13 protein-coding genes, 1 tRNA gene and 1 riboswitch are annotated in these 16,157 nt (G+C 48.4%); of the genes, 4 read left to right on the forward strand and 10 right to left on the reverse strand.

What is annotated here, in order from left to right; translation table 11 throughout:
* Positions 1-511: 511 nt before the first annotated feature.
* The 3 genes from ACE3MQ_RS15020 to ACE3MQ_RS15030 form a co-directional block, all read right to left on the reverse strand.
* Positions 512-2,845, reverse strand: a complete 2,334-nt coding sequence (locus ACE3MQ_RS15020) for a ribonucleoside-diphosphate reductase subunit alpha (RefSeq protein ID WP_379393959.1) — start codon at positions 2,843-2,845, stop codon at positions 512-514.
* Positions 2,846-3,107: 262 nt separating this feature from the next.
* Positions 3,108-3,626 (reverse strand): anaerobic ribonucleoside-triphosphate reductase activating protein, encoded by a 519-nt coding sequence (gene nrdG, locus ACE3MQ_RS15025; protein ID WP_379393961.1) that lies wholly within the window; start codon positions 3,624-3,626, stop codon positions 3,108-3,110.
* Positions 3,623-5,599: an anaerobic ribonucleoside triphosphate reductase gene (locus ACE3MQ_RS15030; RefSeq protein ID WP_379393963.1), complete on the reverse strand. Its 1,977-nt coding sequence runs from the start codon at positions 5,597-5,599 to the stop codon at positions 3,623-3,625. Before ACE3MQ_RS15030 ends, nrdG begins: the two co-directional genes overlap by 4 nt.
* Positions 5,600-5,778: 179 nt before the next feature.
* Positions 5,779-6,013: riboswitch (cobalamin riboswitch) on the reverse strand.
* Between the two features lie 577 nt (positions 6,014-6,590).
* Here ACE3MQ_RS15030 and ACE3MQ_RS15035 point away from each other — a divergent pair.
* Complete coding sequence (locus ACE3MQ_RS15035; protein ID WP_379393965.1) at positions 6,591-6,890, forward strand: MTH1187 family thiamine-binding protein; 300 nt, start codon at positions 6,591-6,593, stop codon at positions 6,888-6,890.
* 78 nt (positions 6,891-6,968) lie between these two features.
* Positions 6,969-7,041: transfer RNA gene (locus ACE3MQ_RS15040), tRNA-Thr, on the forward strand.
* 121 nt (positions 7,042-7,162) lie between these two features.
* Here ACE3MQ_RS15040 and ACE3MQ_RS15045 read toward each other — a convergent pair.
* Positions 7,163-7,720, reverse strand: coding sequence for a delta-aminolevulinic acid dehydratase (locus tag ACE3MQ_RS15045; protein ID WP_379393967.1), 558 nt, complete (start codon positions 7,718-7,720; stop codon positions 7,163-7,165).
* Positions 7,721-7,870: 150 nt separating this feature from the next.
* On the opposite strand from ACE3MQ_RS15045, the gene ACE3MQ_RS15050 reads away from it, so the two are divergent.
* Positions 7,871-7,966, forward strand: a complete 96-nt coding sequence (locus tag ACE3MQ_RS15050) for a putative holin-like toxin (protein WP_379394094.1) — start codon at positions 7,871-7,873, stop codon at positions 7,964-7,966.
* 228 nt (positions 7,967-8,194) lie between these two features.
* On the opposite strand, the gene ACE3MQ_RS15055 is transcribed toward ACE3MQ_RS15050, so the two are convergent.
* Both ACE3MQ_RS15055 and ACE3MQ_RS15060 read right to left on the reverse strand, forming a co-directional pair.
* Positions 8,195-8,875, reverse strand: a complete 681-nt coding sequence (locus ACE3MQ_RS15055; protein WP_379393969.1) for a hypothetical protein — start codon at positions 8,873-8,875, stop codon at positions 8,195-8,197.
* A 48-nt stretch (positions 8,876-8,923) separates the two neighbouring features.
* A complete protein-coding gene (locus ACE3MQ_RS15060; protein ID WP_379394096.1) occupies positions 8,924-9,832 on the reverse strand; it encodes a LysR family transcriptional regulator in 909 nt (302 codons plus the stop codon).
* A gap of 137 nt (positions 9,833-9,969) precedes the next feature.
* Here ACE3MQ_RS15060 and ACE3MQ_RS15065 point away from each other — a divergent pair, with 137 nt between their 5' ends.
* Complete coding sequence (locus tag ACE3MQ_RS15065; protein WP_379393971.1) at positions 9,970-10,989, forward strand: alpha/beta fold hydrolase; 1,020 nt, start codon at positions 9,970-9,972, stop codon at positions 10,987-10,989.
* Positions 10,990-11,102: 113 nt separating this feature from the next.
* Here ACE3MQ_RS15065 and ACE3MQ_RS15070 read toward each other — a convergent pair whose 3' ends face one another.
* From ACE3MQ_RS15070 to ACE3MQ_RS15085, 4 genes are all read right to left on the reverse strand, one after another.
* Complete coding sequence (locus tag ACE3MQ_RS15070) at positions 11,103-12,710, reverse strand: extracellular solute-binding protein (protein ID WP_379393973.1); 1,608 nt, start codon at positions 12,708-12,710, stop codon at positions 11,103-11,105.
* Positions 12,711-12,780: 70 nt separating this feature from the next.
* Positions 12,781-14,079, reverse strand: a complete 1,299-nt coding sequence (gene melA / locus ACE3MQ_RS15075; RefSeq protein ID WP_379393975.1) for an alpha-glucosidase/alpha-galactosidase — start codon at positions 14,077-14,079, stop codon at positions 12,781-12,783.
* Between the two features lie 23 nt (positions 14,080-14,102).
* Positions 14,103-14,996 carry a carbohydrate ABC transporter permease gene (locus ACE3MQ_RS15080; RefSeq protein WP_379393977.1) on the reverse strand — a complete coding sequence of 298 codons (894 nt, stop codon included), beginning with the start codon at positions 14,994-14,996 and terminating at the stop codon, positions 14,103-14,105.
* 16 nt (positions 14,997-15,012) lie between these two features.
* Entirely contained in the window at positions 15,013-15,936 is a 924-nt protein-coding gene (locus ACE3MQ_RS15085) for an ABC transporter permease (protein ID WP_379394098.1), read from the reverse strand.
* Positions 15,937-16,157 lie beyond the last annotated feature (221 nt).

The raw sequence follows: 16,157 nt of genomic DNA on the forward strand, positions 1-16,157 counted from the left end.
ACACTAGCCTAAGCGAATCCCCGTAGGGGACAGCGCCAGCCAGCACGCAGCCTCACAGCCAACCGCTCGCATTGGCATTCCGCTCAAGTTCTTCGTAAGCAATCCTCACAGGTTCTACACTAGCCTAAGCGAATCCCCGTAGGGGACAGCGCCAGCCAGCATGCAGCCTTACATCCAACTGCACGTAGTGGCAGTCCGCTCTCATGCAGGGGCACCATCGTAGAGCGTGCCCGTCAGGGCGACAAGCGGCCCAGTTGCACGAACGACCTCGGGTGTGCCGACAGCAGTAGTCCTCCGCGTGTTTCCAGGTAACCCGGGTGCGCCTAAAGTAAGACGTACCCGAAGGGGGAAAAGCGTTCCAAGCACAACCCCACAGCGCATTCCCGAAGGGAACAGCCAGCAGGAGCGCCTCTACAACTCCAACGTTCCCTCAGTTTGCGGGAGTCCCGAGGGCAGCAGGCCCTGGGGGCCCTCCCTTACGACAAGGGAGGGTTTGGGTGGGTTGGGATCCCTAACTGGCACAGCTCTCGCACTCTTCGATTGTCAGCGCGCGGCTGCGAACATAGTACGTCGATTTCAAGCCGGCCTTCCAAGCATGCAAATGCAGATCCAGGAACTCCGTCGCTTTAATGTCCGGGCGCACGTACAGGTTAAAGCTTTGCGCCTGATCGACGTGGCGCTGACGGGCTCCGGCCATATCGATCGACCAGTGCTGGTCAATCAGGAAGGCCGTTTTGTAGTACCAGATCGTCTTTTCGGACAAGTCCGGGGCCGGGTTAGCGATTTTGTACGTCGTTTTCTCCTCATAGGAGAGCAGCTCGTACAATGGGTCGATACTCGCGGTAGAACCGGCGATGATCGAAGTGGAGCCGTTCGGAGCAATCGCGAACATCCAGGCATTGCGTACGCCGTTCTTGCTCACTTCCTCTGCAAGCTCGCGCCATTGCTCGGTCGTTACGAACTTGCCTTCACGGGAGCCGTCGGTGTAACCGCGGTAGGTGAAGTAGTTGCCGTTCTCCCAATCGGAGCCAGCAAATTTAGGATAACGGCCTTTCTCCTTAGCTAGCTCCATGCTGGACTTCACGAGCAGGTAGTTGATCTTTTCATATAGAGCGTCATTATATTGCACGGCTTCCTCGGATTCCCAGCGAATACCTTCTAGGGCCAGCAAATGGTGCAGCCCGAAGGTGCCGAGTCCGATCGCCCGGTATTGGCTGTTTGTATATTGGGCTTGCAGTACTTCAATATTGTTAATGTCGATGACGTTATCGAGCATCCGCGTCTGAATCGGTACGAGACGATCCAGCACTCCGGCCGGTACGGCGCGGGCAAGGTGGATCGAGTTCAGGTTGCAGACGACAAAATCTCCAGGGATTTTGGAAACGACGATGCGAGTTTGCCCGTCCTTCGTAACGAGTTCTTCTTGTTCTACAACGGTTGGCGATTGATTTTGCATAATTTCCGTACACAGGTTAGACGAATAGATCATTCCGTGTGCCCGGTTCGGGTTCGCCCGGTTTACGGTATCTCTGTAGAACATATACGGCGTGCCTGTCTCCAACTGGGATTTCATGATCCGTTTCATGATATCGATGGCCGGCATCGTAATTCTGGACAAGGTTGGATGGTTTACCGCTTCCTCGTATCTGCTGCGGAATTCGCCGTTGCCCACTTCATTATCGTAGAAATCCTCCAGTCCTTGCGGACGGCCGTTCTCGTCTTTCCAGCCCATCGTCTTCTTCACTTCATGCGGGCAGAACAGATTCCATTCGCTGCGAGCCTCGACAGCTTCCATGAACAGGTCAGGGAGGCAGACGCCGTGGAATACGTCATGCGCACGCATCCGCTCGTCACCGTTATTCAGCTTCAGGTCGAGGAAAGCGAGAATATCTTTATGGAACACGTCCAGATATACCGCAATGGCTCCTTTACGAGTACCAAGCTGATCGACGCTAACCGCGGTATTGTTCAACTGGCGAATCCACGGGATCACGCCGGAACTGGTATTCTTATGGCCGCGGATGTCCGAGCCGCGGGCGCGAACCTTGCCGAGATAGACGCCGATGCCGCCGCCCATTTTGCTGAGGCGAGCTACGTCCGTGTTGGAATCGAAAATACCTTCGAGCGAGTCGTCCACAGTATCGATGAAGCAGCTGGAGAGCTGTCCGGCGACTTTTTTACCAGCATTGGACATCGTCGGCGTCGCTGCGGTCATATAGATGTTGCTCATGGCCCAGTAGGCTTCTTTTACATATTCCAGACGCTTGTCAGCAGGTTCTTGATGCATCAGGTACATAGCGATGACCATATAGCGTTCTTGAGGGAGCTCCATCGTACGTCCGTCAAAATCGGTAGCCAGGTAGCGCTCGGCAAGGGTGAGCAGGCCGATATAATCGAACAGCAGGTCGCGGGTCGGGTCGATCAATTCCCCAAGCTCTTCGATTTGTTCCTTCGTATAGCATTCAAGCAGTTCTTCCCGGTATATGCCCGCTTTGCACAGCTCGGTAATGAGATGATAGAACGATCCGTAAGGCTCTTCCGGGTAGGATTTATAACGGCGGTTTACGGCGGCTTTTTTGTATAGAGAAGTCAGCAGAGAACGGGCTGCTGCGAATTTCCAATCCGGTTCGTCCTTCGTCACGAGCTCCAGGGAGGACATGGTGAAGGCATTGCTGATTTCCTCTCCGGTGACGACATCGTGTCTCAGCTTAGCGGTGACGCCGCGGAGCAAACGCTCCTTGTTGAGTGTATGTAATCCCTCCAGAATACGGTCGGCGTAAATGCCAAGACGGTCATTGTCGAACGCAAGCTGGCGGTTGTTTGGTTTCGTTACGAATGAAGGCATGTAAATATTCCTCGCTTTCTTGACATGGGATATTCAATCTTTTCAAGATTCCATCTTTGCAGAATTTTAAATCTACAAATCTTTAAATCTCAAATTGTAAGTATTACTTGAAAAAAGAGGCGCTTCATATGCGGGCTCAAAAGATCAACAACTCATAGACTCGTGATCGATAGAGAAAATTTGAACAACCACAATATGATTCGGCGCCGGTAACGTCAATTAGAATGAACACAAATCATAATTATACTAGAAAGGCAGTCAGCTAGAAAGAGAAAGTTGGACGCCATTCTACAATGCTGCGTTGTGACAGGCTTGCCGGTATGTCAATCAGCCTTTGATTCGAGCTGCCGCGATAGAGCAGGGAGGGATCTCGCAATTCGTCGACGTAGCGTCCGTCCACTAGCACCTGGCAGCGGCTTAGCAGTCCATATTCAGGTGATTCTACATCTTCAATTAATTCTTCGTACGTGTACCCGCTGTAAATCCAGACGGATATAGGGCCTGTAACTTTACGCAAGCGGTCAAGGAAAGAGCTGACCTCCACTGCTGAGAAAAAAGGGTCTCCGCCAAGGATCGACAGTCCGCTTAATAGCGGATTGCCAGCGATATCCTGGATGATTTCCTGTTCCCGCTCGGGGGTAAACGGCTCGCCGTAATTGAAATTCCAGGTGGCTGGACTGAAGCAGCCTTTGCAGTAATGGCGACAGCCGCTTACAAAGAGCGCTGCCCGCAGTCCTTCGCCCTCATTTATCGATTCCGGGTAATAGCCGCAAATATTCATGTCGAATGCTTGAGGCGGTCGCGCACCTCGGCTTGCTTAGCAGCATTGAAGCGAGTCTGGAAATCCCCGGTCAAATATCCGGTTACACGCCGCAGGCGGCGAATATGGACGTCCTGCTCGCTGGCGTTGCAGGATGGGCAGACAGCTCCGATAATTCCTTCAAATCCGCACCCCGAGCAGCGGTCGATCGGATGGTTGATGCTGAAATAGCTGACTTGCTGAGACAACGCGTACTGAATGATGCGCAGGAATGCAGCCGGATTGCTGCGAGCGTTGCCGTTAAGCTCGATGTAAGAAATCGCTCCCGCATTGCACAAGCCGTGGAAGGAAGCTTCCAGCTCTATTTTTTTAGCAGCGCTGATGTCATAGTAGACCGGAACGTGAAAAGAGTTGGTGTAATATTCGCGGTCAACGACGCCCGGCACTTCGCCATAATTAGCACGGTCTCTCTTGGTGAATTTGCCGGATAACCCTTCCGCTGGCGTGGCGAACAGGGTAATGTTCAGGTTATGCCGTTCGCTCTGGCGGTCGCAATAATCGCGCATAAAGGCGATCAAATCGTAGGCCTTCTTATATACATCGGCATCTTCGCCGTGATGTTTACCGTACATGGCTTTCATACATTCCGCGAGTCCGATGAAGCCGATTGACAGGCTGCCGTGCTTGAGCAGTTCTCCCACCGTATCCTCGGGGCTTAGGTGCTCGCCTCCTTCCCATACGCCTTCGCGCATCATGAAGTCGGAAGCCTTCGCCTTCTGGGACGACTGGATTCGGAAGCGGTGCAGCAGCCCGTCCAAAGCGATATCCAGGTAATGCTCGAGCTCTCGGTAGAAGCCTTGTTCATCCGCAGCCTGACGATGCCCTAAAGCAATGCCATGCTCCAGGCCGAGCTTGACCAGGTTCAAGGTGTTGAAGGACAAATTGCCTTTACCCGAAAGATGGTTGCGGCCGAAGCGGTCGCTCAGCACCCGTGTGCGGCAGCCCATCGTGGCAAATTCAGTATTCGGGTCAGCCGGATCGTAATACATCAGATTAAGCGGCGCGTCCAGGTTGGCGAAGTTTGGATAGAGACGCTTGGCGGAGCACTCCGCTGCCTTCAGGAAGAGCTCGTAATTGGGTTCGCCGGGCAGTTGGTTAACGCCTTGCTTGCATTTAAAAATTTGGATCGGGAAAATCGGTGTTTCGCCGCTGCCAAGCCCGCGCATCGTTGCCGTAAGCAGGGAGCTGATAACGAGCTGTCCTTCTATAGAAGTGCATGTGCCGTAATTGATGCTCGTAAACGGAATTTGTCCTCCGGCCCGGCTCGACATCGTGTTCAGGTTGTGAATCAGACTCTCGGCGGCCTGCAGCGTTTCGCTTTCGGTTTCTTTGACTGCATATTTGAAGGCTCTTGGATATTGCGTCTGGAGATCGCTGCGAGCCATCGCGATCGAATCGTAATCCGCGTTCGGGTCTCCTTCTTCGAAGTACTCTAAGCCCTTGCGGAAATATTTAACGAAGGATTTAGTTACATAAGGCGCAAGATCGTGATCCAGCTTGTTGGCGGACACGCCGCCGTATTGCGCATTTTGCTGGGATTGAAAAATGATCGCCACGAGCGCCATCGCCGTCATGATCGAATTCGGCGGCCTTACGCTGCCGTTGCCGGTATTGAAGCCTTCCCGCAGCAGCTTGTCGAACGGAATGAAGATGCAGTTCGTCGTTCCAATTGCATATTGGTCTAAGTCGTGGACATAGACGACATTGTCTTGAATTGCCTGAACGAGCTGTTTAGGCATGACGAAGTGGTTAGCATACCATTTCGCGTACTCGCTGCCGAACTTGCTCATTTTGCCGGAGAAGCTTTCGCCGTTTAAATTGGCATTTTCCCGCAGCACTTCAAGGTTGCGGCTTTCCACGATTTCTTCTCCTAATGTAATAACTTCCTCAAGCATGTCTTGGCGGCTTGTGTAAACCTGGTTCATAATCGCCATAACAAAGTTTCCCTCCCGAAAAACTACACTTTAAAAACATATAAAAAGCATTCCCCACCATGCAAGGTTGGAAATGCCCGGATGCGCGTTGGAAATCGTCTTGTTCATCCATCTCATGAAGGATAAGTGTTTATGTAAGCTGCAAGCGGACACCTACCTGTTCCTCGCAGGCTCATTTGGTGTCAATACAGAAGCGGGCAGGTCTCCTGGCTTCCGGACTTCTTCGCTGACGCCTTCCCGCAGATGGTAATATACTGCAGTGGCTATCTGCCAGTGAAGCGCTGCAAGGAGCCCTAGTAAGCTCTCGCAAGCACCCGGTCACAGTGGCGGGACCGCAGCGGATTTGCACCGCACTTCCCTTTTAAGCCCCAGCCTCATGTTGGTGGCTGGATCACCCGTTTCCACTATATTTGGTTGTCTGCAACTAACATTACCCCAATATGTAGTGTTTGTAAACAGTCAGATTCACTAGCTGCCGAATGAAAAAGTATGAAAAAACAGAAGAAAGCAATCCTGATGCGGCGAGTGGGGGACGACTGATAATTGTGAACATTTATCGCGGAAACTCATGGTCGTATCTTTTGTGGAGCTGGGGAGAGATTTAGAGAGTTCCACTTAATTATCGCCTCGGCCCTTCCAGCGAGGGGCGGATCAGGTTGAGTTCGCCATGCCTGCACGCGAAGGTGAGGTTTGCCAATGCCATCAAGTCTGCTGAAGAAGGAACTGGGCGTTTCCGGGGAGTGCGGTGAGGAATTGCGGAGCTCGGGGAGATGGCATAGTACGTATTCACTCCTATGACAAGGTGCAGGGCTTTTTCCCGTGTGCTGGGAGAGTCTCTGGCCTATTTTTTGCTTAACTCAGAAGGATAAAGGGGCTGGAGGTATAAGGGCGTGTGGCCAGTTTGAAAAGAAGGGGTGGAAATTGTTACAATAAGAAGCAGTGGAATGCGGATTAAGAAGCATGGACATTACTCTAAGAAGGAGGGAGAAGCATGGCGATTGCAGAGGTAACGGTGATTCCCATCGGGACAGGAACAACCAGCTTAAGCCCCTATGTAGCCGAGCTGCAGCGGGTATTGGAAAAGCAGGAAGGCATCCAATATACGCTGACCTCAATGAGCACGATTATCGAAGGGCCGTTGGATAGCGTATTTGCTGCGATTCGCGCGATTCATGAGGCGCCGTTCCAATCCGGTGCCCAGCGGGTGTCCACCTCAATCAAGATTGACGATCGGCGTGACAAAGAGAGTTCCTCGGAGCAGAAGCTGCGTTCGGTTCAGGAGAAGCTGTAAAAAATTCCTGATTTTGAGACTTGCAAAATTTTCAGATCGAGTTATAATATTTTTTGTTTCGTCTTATTTGGTGAATGTGCTGGTGTAGCTCAGTTGGTAGAGCAACGCATTCGTAATGCGTAGGTCGGGGGTTCGAGTCCCTTCACCAGCATCTTGCTAAAGTCAATCACAGCGCGGCTTCCGAGGTTTTCGGGGTCGCGCTGTTTTTGTTAAAAATCGTGTTGTTCTACCATTGTTCTACCCTTTAGTTGAGGAAAATAAAATTACGATCGTCATTTTGACATATACAATTTGTACATGGATGTTTCTTTATCAATTGATCTAGCCATTTCAAAAGCTTCCTCCTGGCTTTTATGATTATTTATAATTTCATACATAAACCTTATAACGAACATCAAATTAGCATTTCCATCTATGTAATCATCAGGAGCTATATAAGAATGACAGCCACATTCAAGAAAAGCGTTCGCTAACTGTTCTATGCCTAATGTACAACCAGAACCTATAACTTTTATGTCTTTTAAATTCGTATATTTTTTAACCTCCTGATCTCCAAAGAATTCTCCTCTTGGCTCATTACTATCATAAACATCCTCACCAAGTTCAGGCATACAAAATCTACCTTCATCTCCATGAAAATTTAAAATTAAGTAGTCCACTTTATTATCAAGTTCTTCACCAGATAGAACATCAATAAGATCATTGGGTCTACCTATCCAATGAATATTAACCCTTGCTCCAAAATACTCAAGTGCTGATCTTATAGCATACGATTCCATTTCACAATTTGGTCCCACAACTAAACTTATATACATTTCAGGTCTACTCACTTACATTTACTCCTTATTATTTTAATATCTATCAACTTATATTCTATCACATAAATTTACAATTAAAGGAGAGTCGTTAGAAAAATGAATTTAACGATGTAATGTTATCAAGTTAACTGAAGGGCTGACTGTTTGACTGAATACAAGCAGATGATCAGCTTTGGTGGGCTTATTATTGCTTTGCTGACGCTGGTAGTGACTATCGTTGCAGCGATTAATCAAACACAAAGAAATAGACCGCCCTAGGGATTAGGATTGCGGTCTATTTCGATTGCATTTAAATCCTACAGCCGACCGCTCTTTAAAGCGGTAAGTGTACGGGGAGTCGTGTTGCTGCACGGCTCCTTAACTATTTTTATCATAGCATATGCAAAATTATACCTCAACCTGGGGGTTCCAATTTATGAGGTACTCTTATTTTTATGAAATGTATAAGCGGAAACTAAATAATAACTATTGGGTTGAGCCTAAAATTCAATCTGTTATACTACCTAGCTTCTTTACCCATTCACTATCATTCCAAACATTAGGGTTATCAATCGTTTGATTTTCTCCGCGCACCATGAAATCATAACTATCTTTTGCACCAGTATACCAATCAACAATGACTAGCTTGCCGTTTAAATTACGTACAAGAAATTCAGTACCTTCACCATAACTACCTACAGTCTGATTAATTTGCACAGGTAATTTTAAATAGAGAAAACCTCCATCCAGATCCTCAATATGCTCCACTTCCCAAGCGCCAATATCAATATCCTGCACCAGATTATCAGTAAGATTATTCTTTATATACGCATCATATTGGGATTGAATTTTCTTTTGCGTATACTGTTTTAGGTGGTCGTTATCGATAAACGTATCCAAATCAATATCCGATCCGTTCCAGACCGCTTTATAATATTCAGTCAGCGCTCTCACACACATTTCATAAGCCGTTTCAAAATCCTGATCAGATAGTTCACTTTCGTTTTTAGCTGCATAAACGGGGGAATCTTGTGATACATCAGTGCTGGGCGTAATTTCTGTGTTTATAGCACGATCTACTCCCGAGACTACAGGCGTATTGTGTTCGTTATTGCCATTGGTTTGATCTTGACTACACCCAACTAACACAAGTCCAAGTGCGATAAAAAGCATAATAAGTCTTGTCATAATATAACTCCCTTTCTATGAAAATTAGGAGATTCTTCTATAAATAAGCTAAACGGTTTTATTCTCCTCCTCTAAAGAGAGAACCTCTCTTGCTGCTTCTATGAAGGATAATATGATGGGTGAAAGCCACTTATTTTTATGCCATGACATCTGTGTATACACGTGCAAGTCCGGTATTTGCCATGGAAGGGCAACAAGTTCCCCCCGTTCAATTTCGCCTTCCGCTACGATTTCAGGAAGAAAGGCAATACCAATTCCTGAAATGGCACATTGTTTAATGGCTTCAGCACTTTGAAACTCTAAATACGTAATACTATCGATACCTTCTTTCTCAAATGACCGGTCAAACATGGTACGGTAGGGACAGCCTTTTTCATTCGTCAGGAATACTTGTCTGTGAAAATCCTCCATCTGCAGCACAGTTCGTTTCGCGAGCGGGTGGTCTGGTGCGGCGAAGAGGCGGAAGGTTTCTTCCACCAACGGCTCCACGGCAAGTCCGCTTGAGCGAATAGTTTCGTCCAACATAAAGACGACGTCCGCGGTTCCCTCAAAGAGTGCTTGCTTGAGCTCTTGATTTGGAACAGAGCGGAAGATTAGACGAACTCCCGGATGCTGCGAACGAAATCGTTGAAAGACAGCTGGAAGCCGGTAGACGCAAATAACCTCATTGGCACTTATCGTTAGGGTGCCGTTTAAATTTTCATTGTCATGAACGACGCTGCGAGCTTCGTCCAATTTATTTAGAATGTCTTGGATATGAATTAAAAAGCGGTTACCCTCCATTGTGAGAACGAGCTGCTTGCCCAAACGGTCAAAGAGACGAACACCAAGCTCATCCTCCAATGCTTTAATTTGCATCGTGACGTTGGAGGGGACGTAGTTCAGCACTTCCGCAGCCCGAGTGAAGTTTAATGTTGATGCAACCGTGCGAAACGTAATCAGTTGGCGCAATTCCATCATACGATCCTCCTTACATCTTCAATAATATTGAATGCTATATTGAATTTCATTCACTTTTATTGAGAGTACCACGGAACTATACTAATAACAAGAATTAAACTTATGGTTTCATCTTTGAAGGGAGAGACAATACGATGGATTATGATATTTTTGAGTTGGGCGACGTAACCTTGCAATCAGGAGTGACGTTACCGAGTGCTTTTCTTGCCTATAAGACTTATGGAACATTAAATGATAAGAAAGATAATGTCATCGTCTATCCAACTGCTTTTGGCGACACGCATGTTCAGAATGAATGGCTGATTGGAAACGGGAAGGCACTGGATCCGGGCAAATATTTCATTATCGTTCCAAATCTGCTGGGCAACGGATTATCTTCGTCTCCTTCGAATACTCCGCCCCCATTCGACAAGGCTAATTTTCCGCAGGTAACCATCTATGACAACGTTCAATTCCAGCATCGGCTGGTGACCGAAAAATTCGGAATTCGCAAGATTGCTCTCGTCGTTGGATGGTCCATGGGAGGCATTCAATCCTTCCAATGGGGGGCAAGTTACCCCGACATGGTGGAACGGATTGCACCTTTCGCCGGAGTTGCCAAGACCTGGCCCCACACGTATGTGGTTCTGGATGGAATGAAGACTGCGCTCATGGCTGCAGTCCGCTTCGATTCAAGTCAACTAAACCAGTTGACTTCTGAAGACATGCACGCCGTTGGCCGTGTCTATGCGGGATGGGGCGTATCCCAGGCATTCTACCGGGAGGAGCTTTATCGTGAGCTGGGATGTGACTCGTTGGCAGATTTTATGGCTGGCGTCTGGGAAAAAAGCTTTATGCAGATGGATCCGCACAATGTACTGGCTATGCTATGGACTGGCCAAAATGCAGATATTAGTGCAAATCCCGCCTACAATGGAGATTTCGATAAGGCGCTCAGAAGTATTAAGGCGCTAGCCTGCATCATGCCAGGAAGCACGGATCTTTTCTGCACGGCGGACGATAACGAATACGAGGCTAAGCGTATGCCTAATGCTGTTTTTAATCCGATTGAATCGATCTGGGGCCATTTTGCGGGCCGTGGAATCAACAATATCGATAATCAATTTATTGATGACAACCTTAAACGCTTGCTCACGCTAAGTGCTAATGTATAGAACATTATTGGTGGGGTTGGGGAGGCAATCCCCTTCACCAGCATCTTGCTAAAGTCAAAAACAGCGCGGCTCCAGAGGTTATCGGGGGCCGCGCTGCTTTTATGCAAACTTGTTTATTTCCACAGTTCAAGACGCTCGTGATAATTTTGAGTATAGATTTGCTCGATTTTGTCAGCATGGTTGGCTTCTAAATCAGCCATCATTTTATTGTAAATCTGCTCTACCTCGGCTGCGGACTCCGCATAAATCATTGTAGTGAAGCCTTTATCGCAGATGTCCTTGATCTTCTGCTCATTGAGAGCGTCTGGCGTTCCACCCTTAGGCCCCAGGTTATCGTATACGGCTGTGTCCCAGCTGGTATTTGCCATGGATACTAGCGCATGCGTGTTTACAGCATCACGCTCATATTTCACAGCCAGATCGTATGGTGTGCCATCGCTGCCATTGCCGTTCTTGATGAACCAAGTCCATTTGCGTATGCCGGTTTTCGAAGCGAATTCATTCCAGTTTGTCCGAAAGCCCTGGAGTGTCTCGGGGCGAGGGACGTGCTTGCCGTCCACCATATCCCAGTGCTCGCCTTCCAGTCCCCATTGGAGCAAATATTGCCCTTCCTCGCTAGCGAGGAAATCCATAAATTTGATCGTTTCCTCAGGGTGCTTGTTGGCAACGGTGATGCCAATGGCATCCCATCCCAGTGAACTGCGGGGGCCATAGGTTGTCTGTGCAGGATCAACCCCTGGGGCTACAACATTAAAGGCGTAGAATTGCTTGTCTGTATCCGCGCCATTTTGCTCCTTCAGCATCCGGTTTGGCTCCGTTGGCATCCCGCCCCCTACGGAGAAGACGCGGCCGCTGGCGGCCTTTTGCTCGAAAATCTGCGTTTTGTTAACGGCCCATTCTTTATCCAGCAATCCTTGTCTATATAGCTCATTAATAAACTTCATCATGTCGAGATAATGGGGATCGCGGACATCCAGCATCAACTTGCCGTCGGCTTCATAATAGTTCTTCATCCCGTACATGCCCTTGAACACCCCGGTAATCGTCGGCATATGGTCTGCATTCAAAGTCAGCGGAATCGGTGCCTTGCCATCGATATTCGGATACTTGTCCTTGAATTGCTGAAGCAATTGGACGAATTCTTCTTGGGTGAATGGTTCGCCTTTTTCGGCTTTATCCCCATATCCCAACTCTTTTAGAATATCCATCCTCATATTGAAGCTCCAGCCCGGATCGGGGTCCATGCCGTACCAATTGTTCAGGTAATAGTTCTTACCGTCGGTATAACGGCTTTTATTGAGCACGTCTCCATACATTTCCTTAATATTCGGACCGTACTGGTCGATCAGGTCATCTAAAGGAACAAGCGCTCCCGCAGCGATATATTTGTTGACGATATCACTTCTACGATCCATGAGGACGATGTCGGGCAAATCATTGCTCGTCAGCATCAGATTAAGCTTCTCCTCCGGATTGCCGGTAGGCTGCTGGACTTCTATCGTAATTCCTGTCCGGCGGGTAATCTCCTCGGCGACGGGGTTAGTGAAGGCATCTCCGGTGTTTTTATCGAAAAAAGTTAATTTAATTGTTTTTTGACCGCTTTGCTCCGAATTATTCCCTTTGGAATCGGCCGTCGTTCCAGCATTGCCTCCGCATGCGGAAGTCAGCAGCACCAAAGCAAGTAGAGTGGTGATCCAGCCTGTTTTTATCCCTTTTTTCATCGTAGTTCCCCCTCTGGATAAGTACTATTGTATCCCTTTGAGCGTCTTTCGAGCAATTTGGCAGCTATAACTATAACTGGAACATAGGCAGGAAATCCCGATTAAACTCAAGCATCTCATCGCACATAGCTACAATGTCATCGATAGATAACTCGGAAGAGGTGTGCGGATCGAGCATTGCTGCATGATAGACATGCTCCTTCTTGCCAGTTAAAGCAGCTTCAATGGTGAGCAGCTGCATATTGATATTGGTACGGTTGAGCGCCGCGCATTGTGGTGGAAGCTCGCCGAAATAAGTAGGAATGACGCCGTTGGCATTGACAAGACAAGGCACCTCGACGCAGGCCTTCTCCGGCAGATTGCTAATCAAGCCTCCGGTATTCAGCACATTGCCAGCAATTTCAAATGGGCGGTTCGTTTCGATGGCATCCATGATGTAGGAGGCGTATTCATTAGATCTTTCATGAGACAGGTTCTTGTTCTCGATCATCTCATTAACCTCTTGCCAAAATGCAGCTTTGCCTTTTCCCCAATTTCTGTAGCCGGTCGTTGGCAGATTGTACTTTTCCTTCAGCTCGGGGTATAACCGCTTATGGTAGTAGGGCACGTACTCTGAGCCATGTGAGCTGGACTCGGTAACATAATATCCGAACATCTTCATGAATTCGTATCTCACCATATCATCATGGGACTCCGTGCGTGCTTCAGCCCGGCGTCTGATTTCTGGATACAGATCCTCGCCGTGCCGTTTCACCTCCAGAAGCCACGCTTGGTGGTTAATCCCGGCGATTTTCCAATGGACATCCGTGCTGTCCATGCCGAGTCCCTCAAGCAGATCCTTAGCGCAGACCTGAACGCTGTGGCACAGCCCAACCGTCTTCACGCCGGTAGCCTGCTGCATCGCTCCAGTGACGATGGCCATCGGATTAGTGTAGTTGAGGAGCAAGGCGTCAGGGCATAGTTCCTCCATATCCCGCGCCATGTCAAGCATGACAGGGATCGTTCGCAGCCCCCGGAACAAACCGCCCATGCCGAGTGTATCGGCGACGGTCTGATGCAGTCCATATTTCTCAGGAATCGTAAAGTCCGCTGTGATCGTAGGGATCAATTCACCTACAGCGATCGCGTTGATGACATAGTCGGCTCCACGCAGCGCTTCGCGCCGGTCGGTATAAGCTTGGACGGTGGCATGTCCCCCTAGGTTGCGGTTTAGGTTTTGCAGCATTTTCTCCGATTGGTTTAGCCGCTCCATATTAATATCGTACAATGCGAAGTGCGAATCCTTAAGCGATGGAGTACACATGCAGTCTCCAAGCAAGTTTTTGGCGAAGATGGAGCTTCCGGCTCCGATAAAGGTAATTTTAGGCATAATAATAGCTCCTTTTCTGTGAATTAACTTTTTACAGCTCCTAGCAGCATTCCTTTAAGAAAATACTTTTGTAAAAAGGGATACATTAAAATGATAGGCAGCGTGGCGACCATAGTTACCGCCATGCGGATGCTCTCGCTCGTGACGGGCACTTTTTTGGCTTCATTGGCTAGCTGCTGTGCCTGGGTAAGCATATCGCCGGTCTGATATTGATTTAGAATTTTAACCAACACCGCCTGCAATGTTTTTAATTCCGGCTTGTACGTATAAATGTAGGAATCATACCAGGCATTCCAATGATAGATGGCGGAGAACAGCCCTACGGTAGCCAATACGGGCGTACATACCGGCAGAATCACCCGGAAGAACACCTGGACGTCATTTGCACCATCGATTTCCGCCGACTCTTCGATCTCATGCGGCAGCCCCTCCATAAAGGTGCGGACGAGAATCATCCAGAAGATATTGATCAGACCTGGAAAGATGAACACTAGAAAGTTATCGATCAGGCCCAGAGATTTAACGATCATGTAAGTAGGAATCAGACCGCCGCTGAAATACATCGTGAAGATAAAGAACAGGGTAATGCCGCGCTTGCCCACGAGATCGCGTTTGCTGAGCGAATAGGCCAGCATGGCAATGCAAATGACCGATAGCGGAGCACCGATCAGGGTACGCAGTGCAGTGAGCTTCGCCGCGTTCAAAATTTCCGAGTTCGCAAACACTGCGGCGTAGCTTTCAAAACTGATTTGTCTTGGCCAGAGCAGGAAGCCTCCCCTTAAGGAGTCGGTTCCGTCGTTAATGGACAGGACGAGTATTTGCCAGAATGGTATGAAGGTAACGACAAATATTAAGATTAAAAAACCGTAAAGCAGAGCATAACCGACCCAACTCAACATTCTGTCCCTTGTGTTCAATCGGTTCACCACCTTTCTAGAACAAGGAATTGCTTTCTAATTTTCTGGCGATTCCATTAACAGCTAGTACCATCAGGAAGGCGACGACTGATTTGAACAGGCCTACGGCGGTAGCGTAAGACAGCATTCCGCTCTGAATCCCGTACCGGAAGGAATACGTATCGATGACATCTGAATACTCCCGATTCAGTGCATTGCCGAGTAAGTAGTACTGGTCAAACCCGGTATTAAGCAGATTGCCTACCTGCAGGATCAACAGGATGACGATCGTTGGCTTAAGCAGTGGCAGCGTAATATTCCAAATCTGTCTCAAACGTCCGGCACCGTCTACCTTGGCGGCTTCGAACAATTCGGGATTCAGAGAAGCGATGGCTGCCAAATACATGATCGAATTGTAGCCCATATCCTTCCAGGTGTTGGCGCCAGCCACAATTCCCCAGAACAGCTTGCCTTCCTGCATGAACAAAATACTTTCATCGATCCAGCCTAACGATTTCAGCAGCTCGTTCAGGAGACCGTCCGCCGACAGCAGAGTGACAAATATATTGGCGGCGATGACCCAGGATATGAAATAGGGCATGTATGAGACGGTTTGAACGATGCGTTTGAAAGCCATATTTTTCACTTCGTTCAGCGAGATCGCGATCAGGATCGGAACAAGGAATCCGATGGCGAGCGTTAATGTACTGGAGACCAGCGTATTTCTGAGCACGATCAGAAAATCCTGACCGGCAAAGAAATATTTAAACCATTGAAAACCGACAAATTCGCTGGAGAAGAAGCGGGACCAGAAATTTCCTAGTCCAGGCTGATAGTCGATAAATGCCATATATAACCCGGCCATGGGGCCGTAAGCGAAGCAAATTGCCCAGATCGCCCCTGGCAGGAGGAGTAGATACAAAAACCGCTGCCTGTACATTTTTTTCATCCAGTGAGGCATCTGCCTTTTAGGTTCAGATTCCTTCTGTACCGAACGGGGCATCGCAGCGTTATCATGCAAGTAAATCACCTCACCCTTGTTTTAATTCGGCCGTATATCTATTATCAATCCCGCAGGATCCGTTAATCTATAACGAGTTCCTATGATTCATACCGGAAACCAACGAATCTAAATTCTGGGCGATTGACACGTTCCGGGACGAGGGAGATACTTGAATTAAT

The organism is Paenibacillus lentus (genome assembly GCF_042714055.1).
In the GTDB taxonomy this organism is placed as follows: domain Bacteria; phylum Bacillota; class Bacilli; order Paenibacillales; family Paenibacillaceae; genus Fontibacillus; species Fontibacillus lentus_A.

Coding starts and splice junctions, on each gene's coding strand:
- ACE3MQ_RS15060 (WP_379394096.1), bottom strand. CDS start 9,832: ATGGAATTGCGCCAACTGATTACGTTTCGCACGGTTGCATCAACATTA.
- ACE3MQ_RS15050 (WP_379394094.1), top strand. CDS start 7,871: ATGATCAGCTTTGGTGGGCTTATTATTGCTTTGCTGACGCTGGTAGTG.
- nrdG (WP_379393961.1), bottom strand. CDS start 3,626: ATGAATATTTGCGGCTATTACCCGGAATCGATAAATGAGGGCGAAGGA.
- ACE3MQ_RS15065 (WP_379393971.1), top strand. CDS start 9,970: ATGGATTATGATATTTTTGAGTTGGGCGACGTAACCTTGCAATCAGGA.
- ACE3MQ_RS15055 (WP_379393969.1), bottom strand. CDS start 8,875: ATGACAAGACTTATTATGCTTTTTATCGCACTTGGACTTGTGTTAGTT.
- ACE3MQ_RS15030 (WP_379393963.1), bottom strand. CDS start 5,599: ATGGCGATTATGAACCAGGTTTACACAAGCCGCCAAGACATGCTTGAG.
- ACE3MQ_RS15085 (WP_379394098.1), bottom strand. CDS start 15,936: ATGCCTCACTGGATGAAAAAAATGTACAGGCAGCGGTTTTTGTATCTA.
- ACE3MQ_RS15070 (WP_379393973.1), bottom strand. CDS start 12,710: ATGAAAAAAGGGATAAAAACAGGCTGGATCACCACTCTACTTGCTTTG.
- ACE3MQ_RS15020 (WP_379393959.1), bottom strand. CDS start 2,845: ATGCCTTCATTCGTAACGAAACCAAACAACCGCCAGCTTGCGTTCGAC.
- melA (WP_379393975.1), bottom strand. CDS start 14,079: ATGCCTAAAATTACCTTTATCGGAGCCGGAAGCTCCATCTTCGCCAAA.
- ACE3MQ_RS15035 (WP_379393965.1), top strand. CDS start 6,591: ATGGCGATTGCAGAGGTAACGGTGATTCCCATCGGGACAGGAACAACC.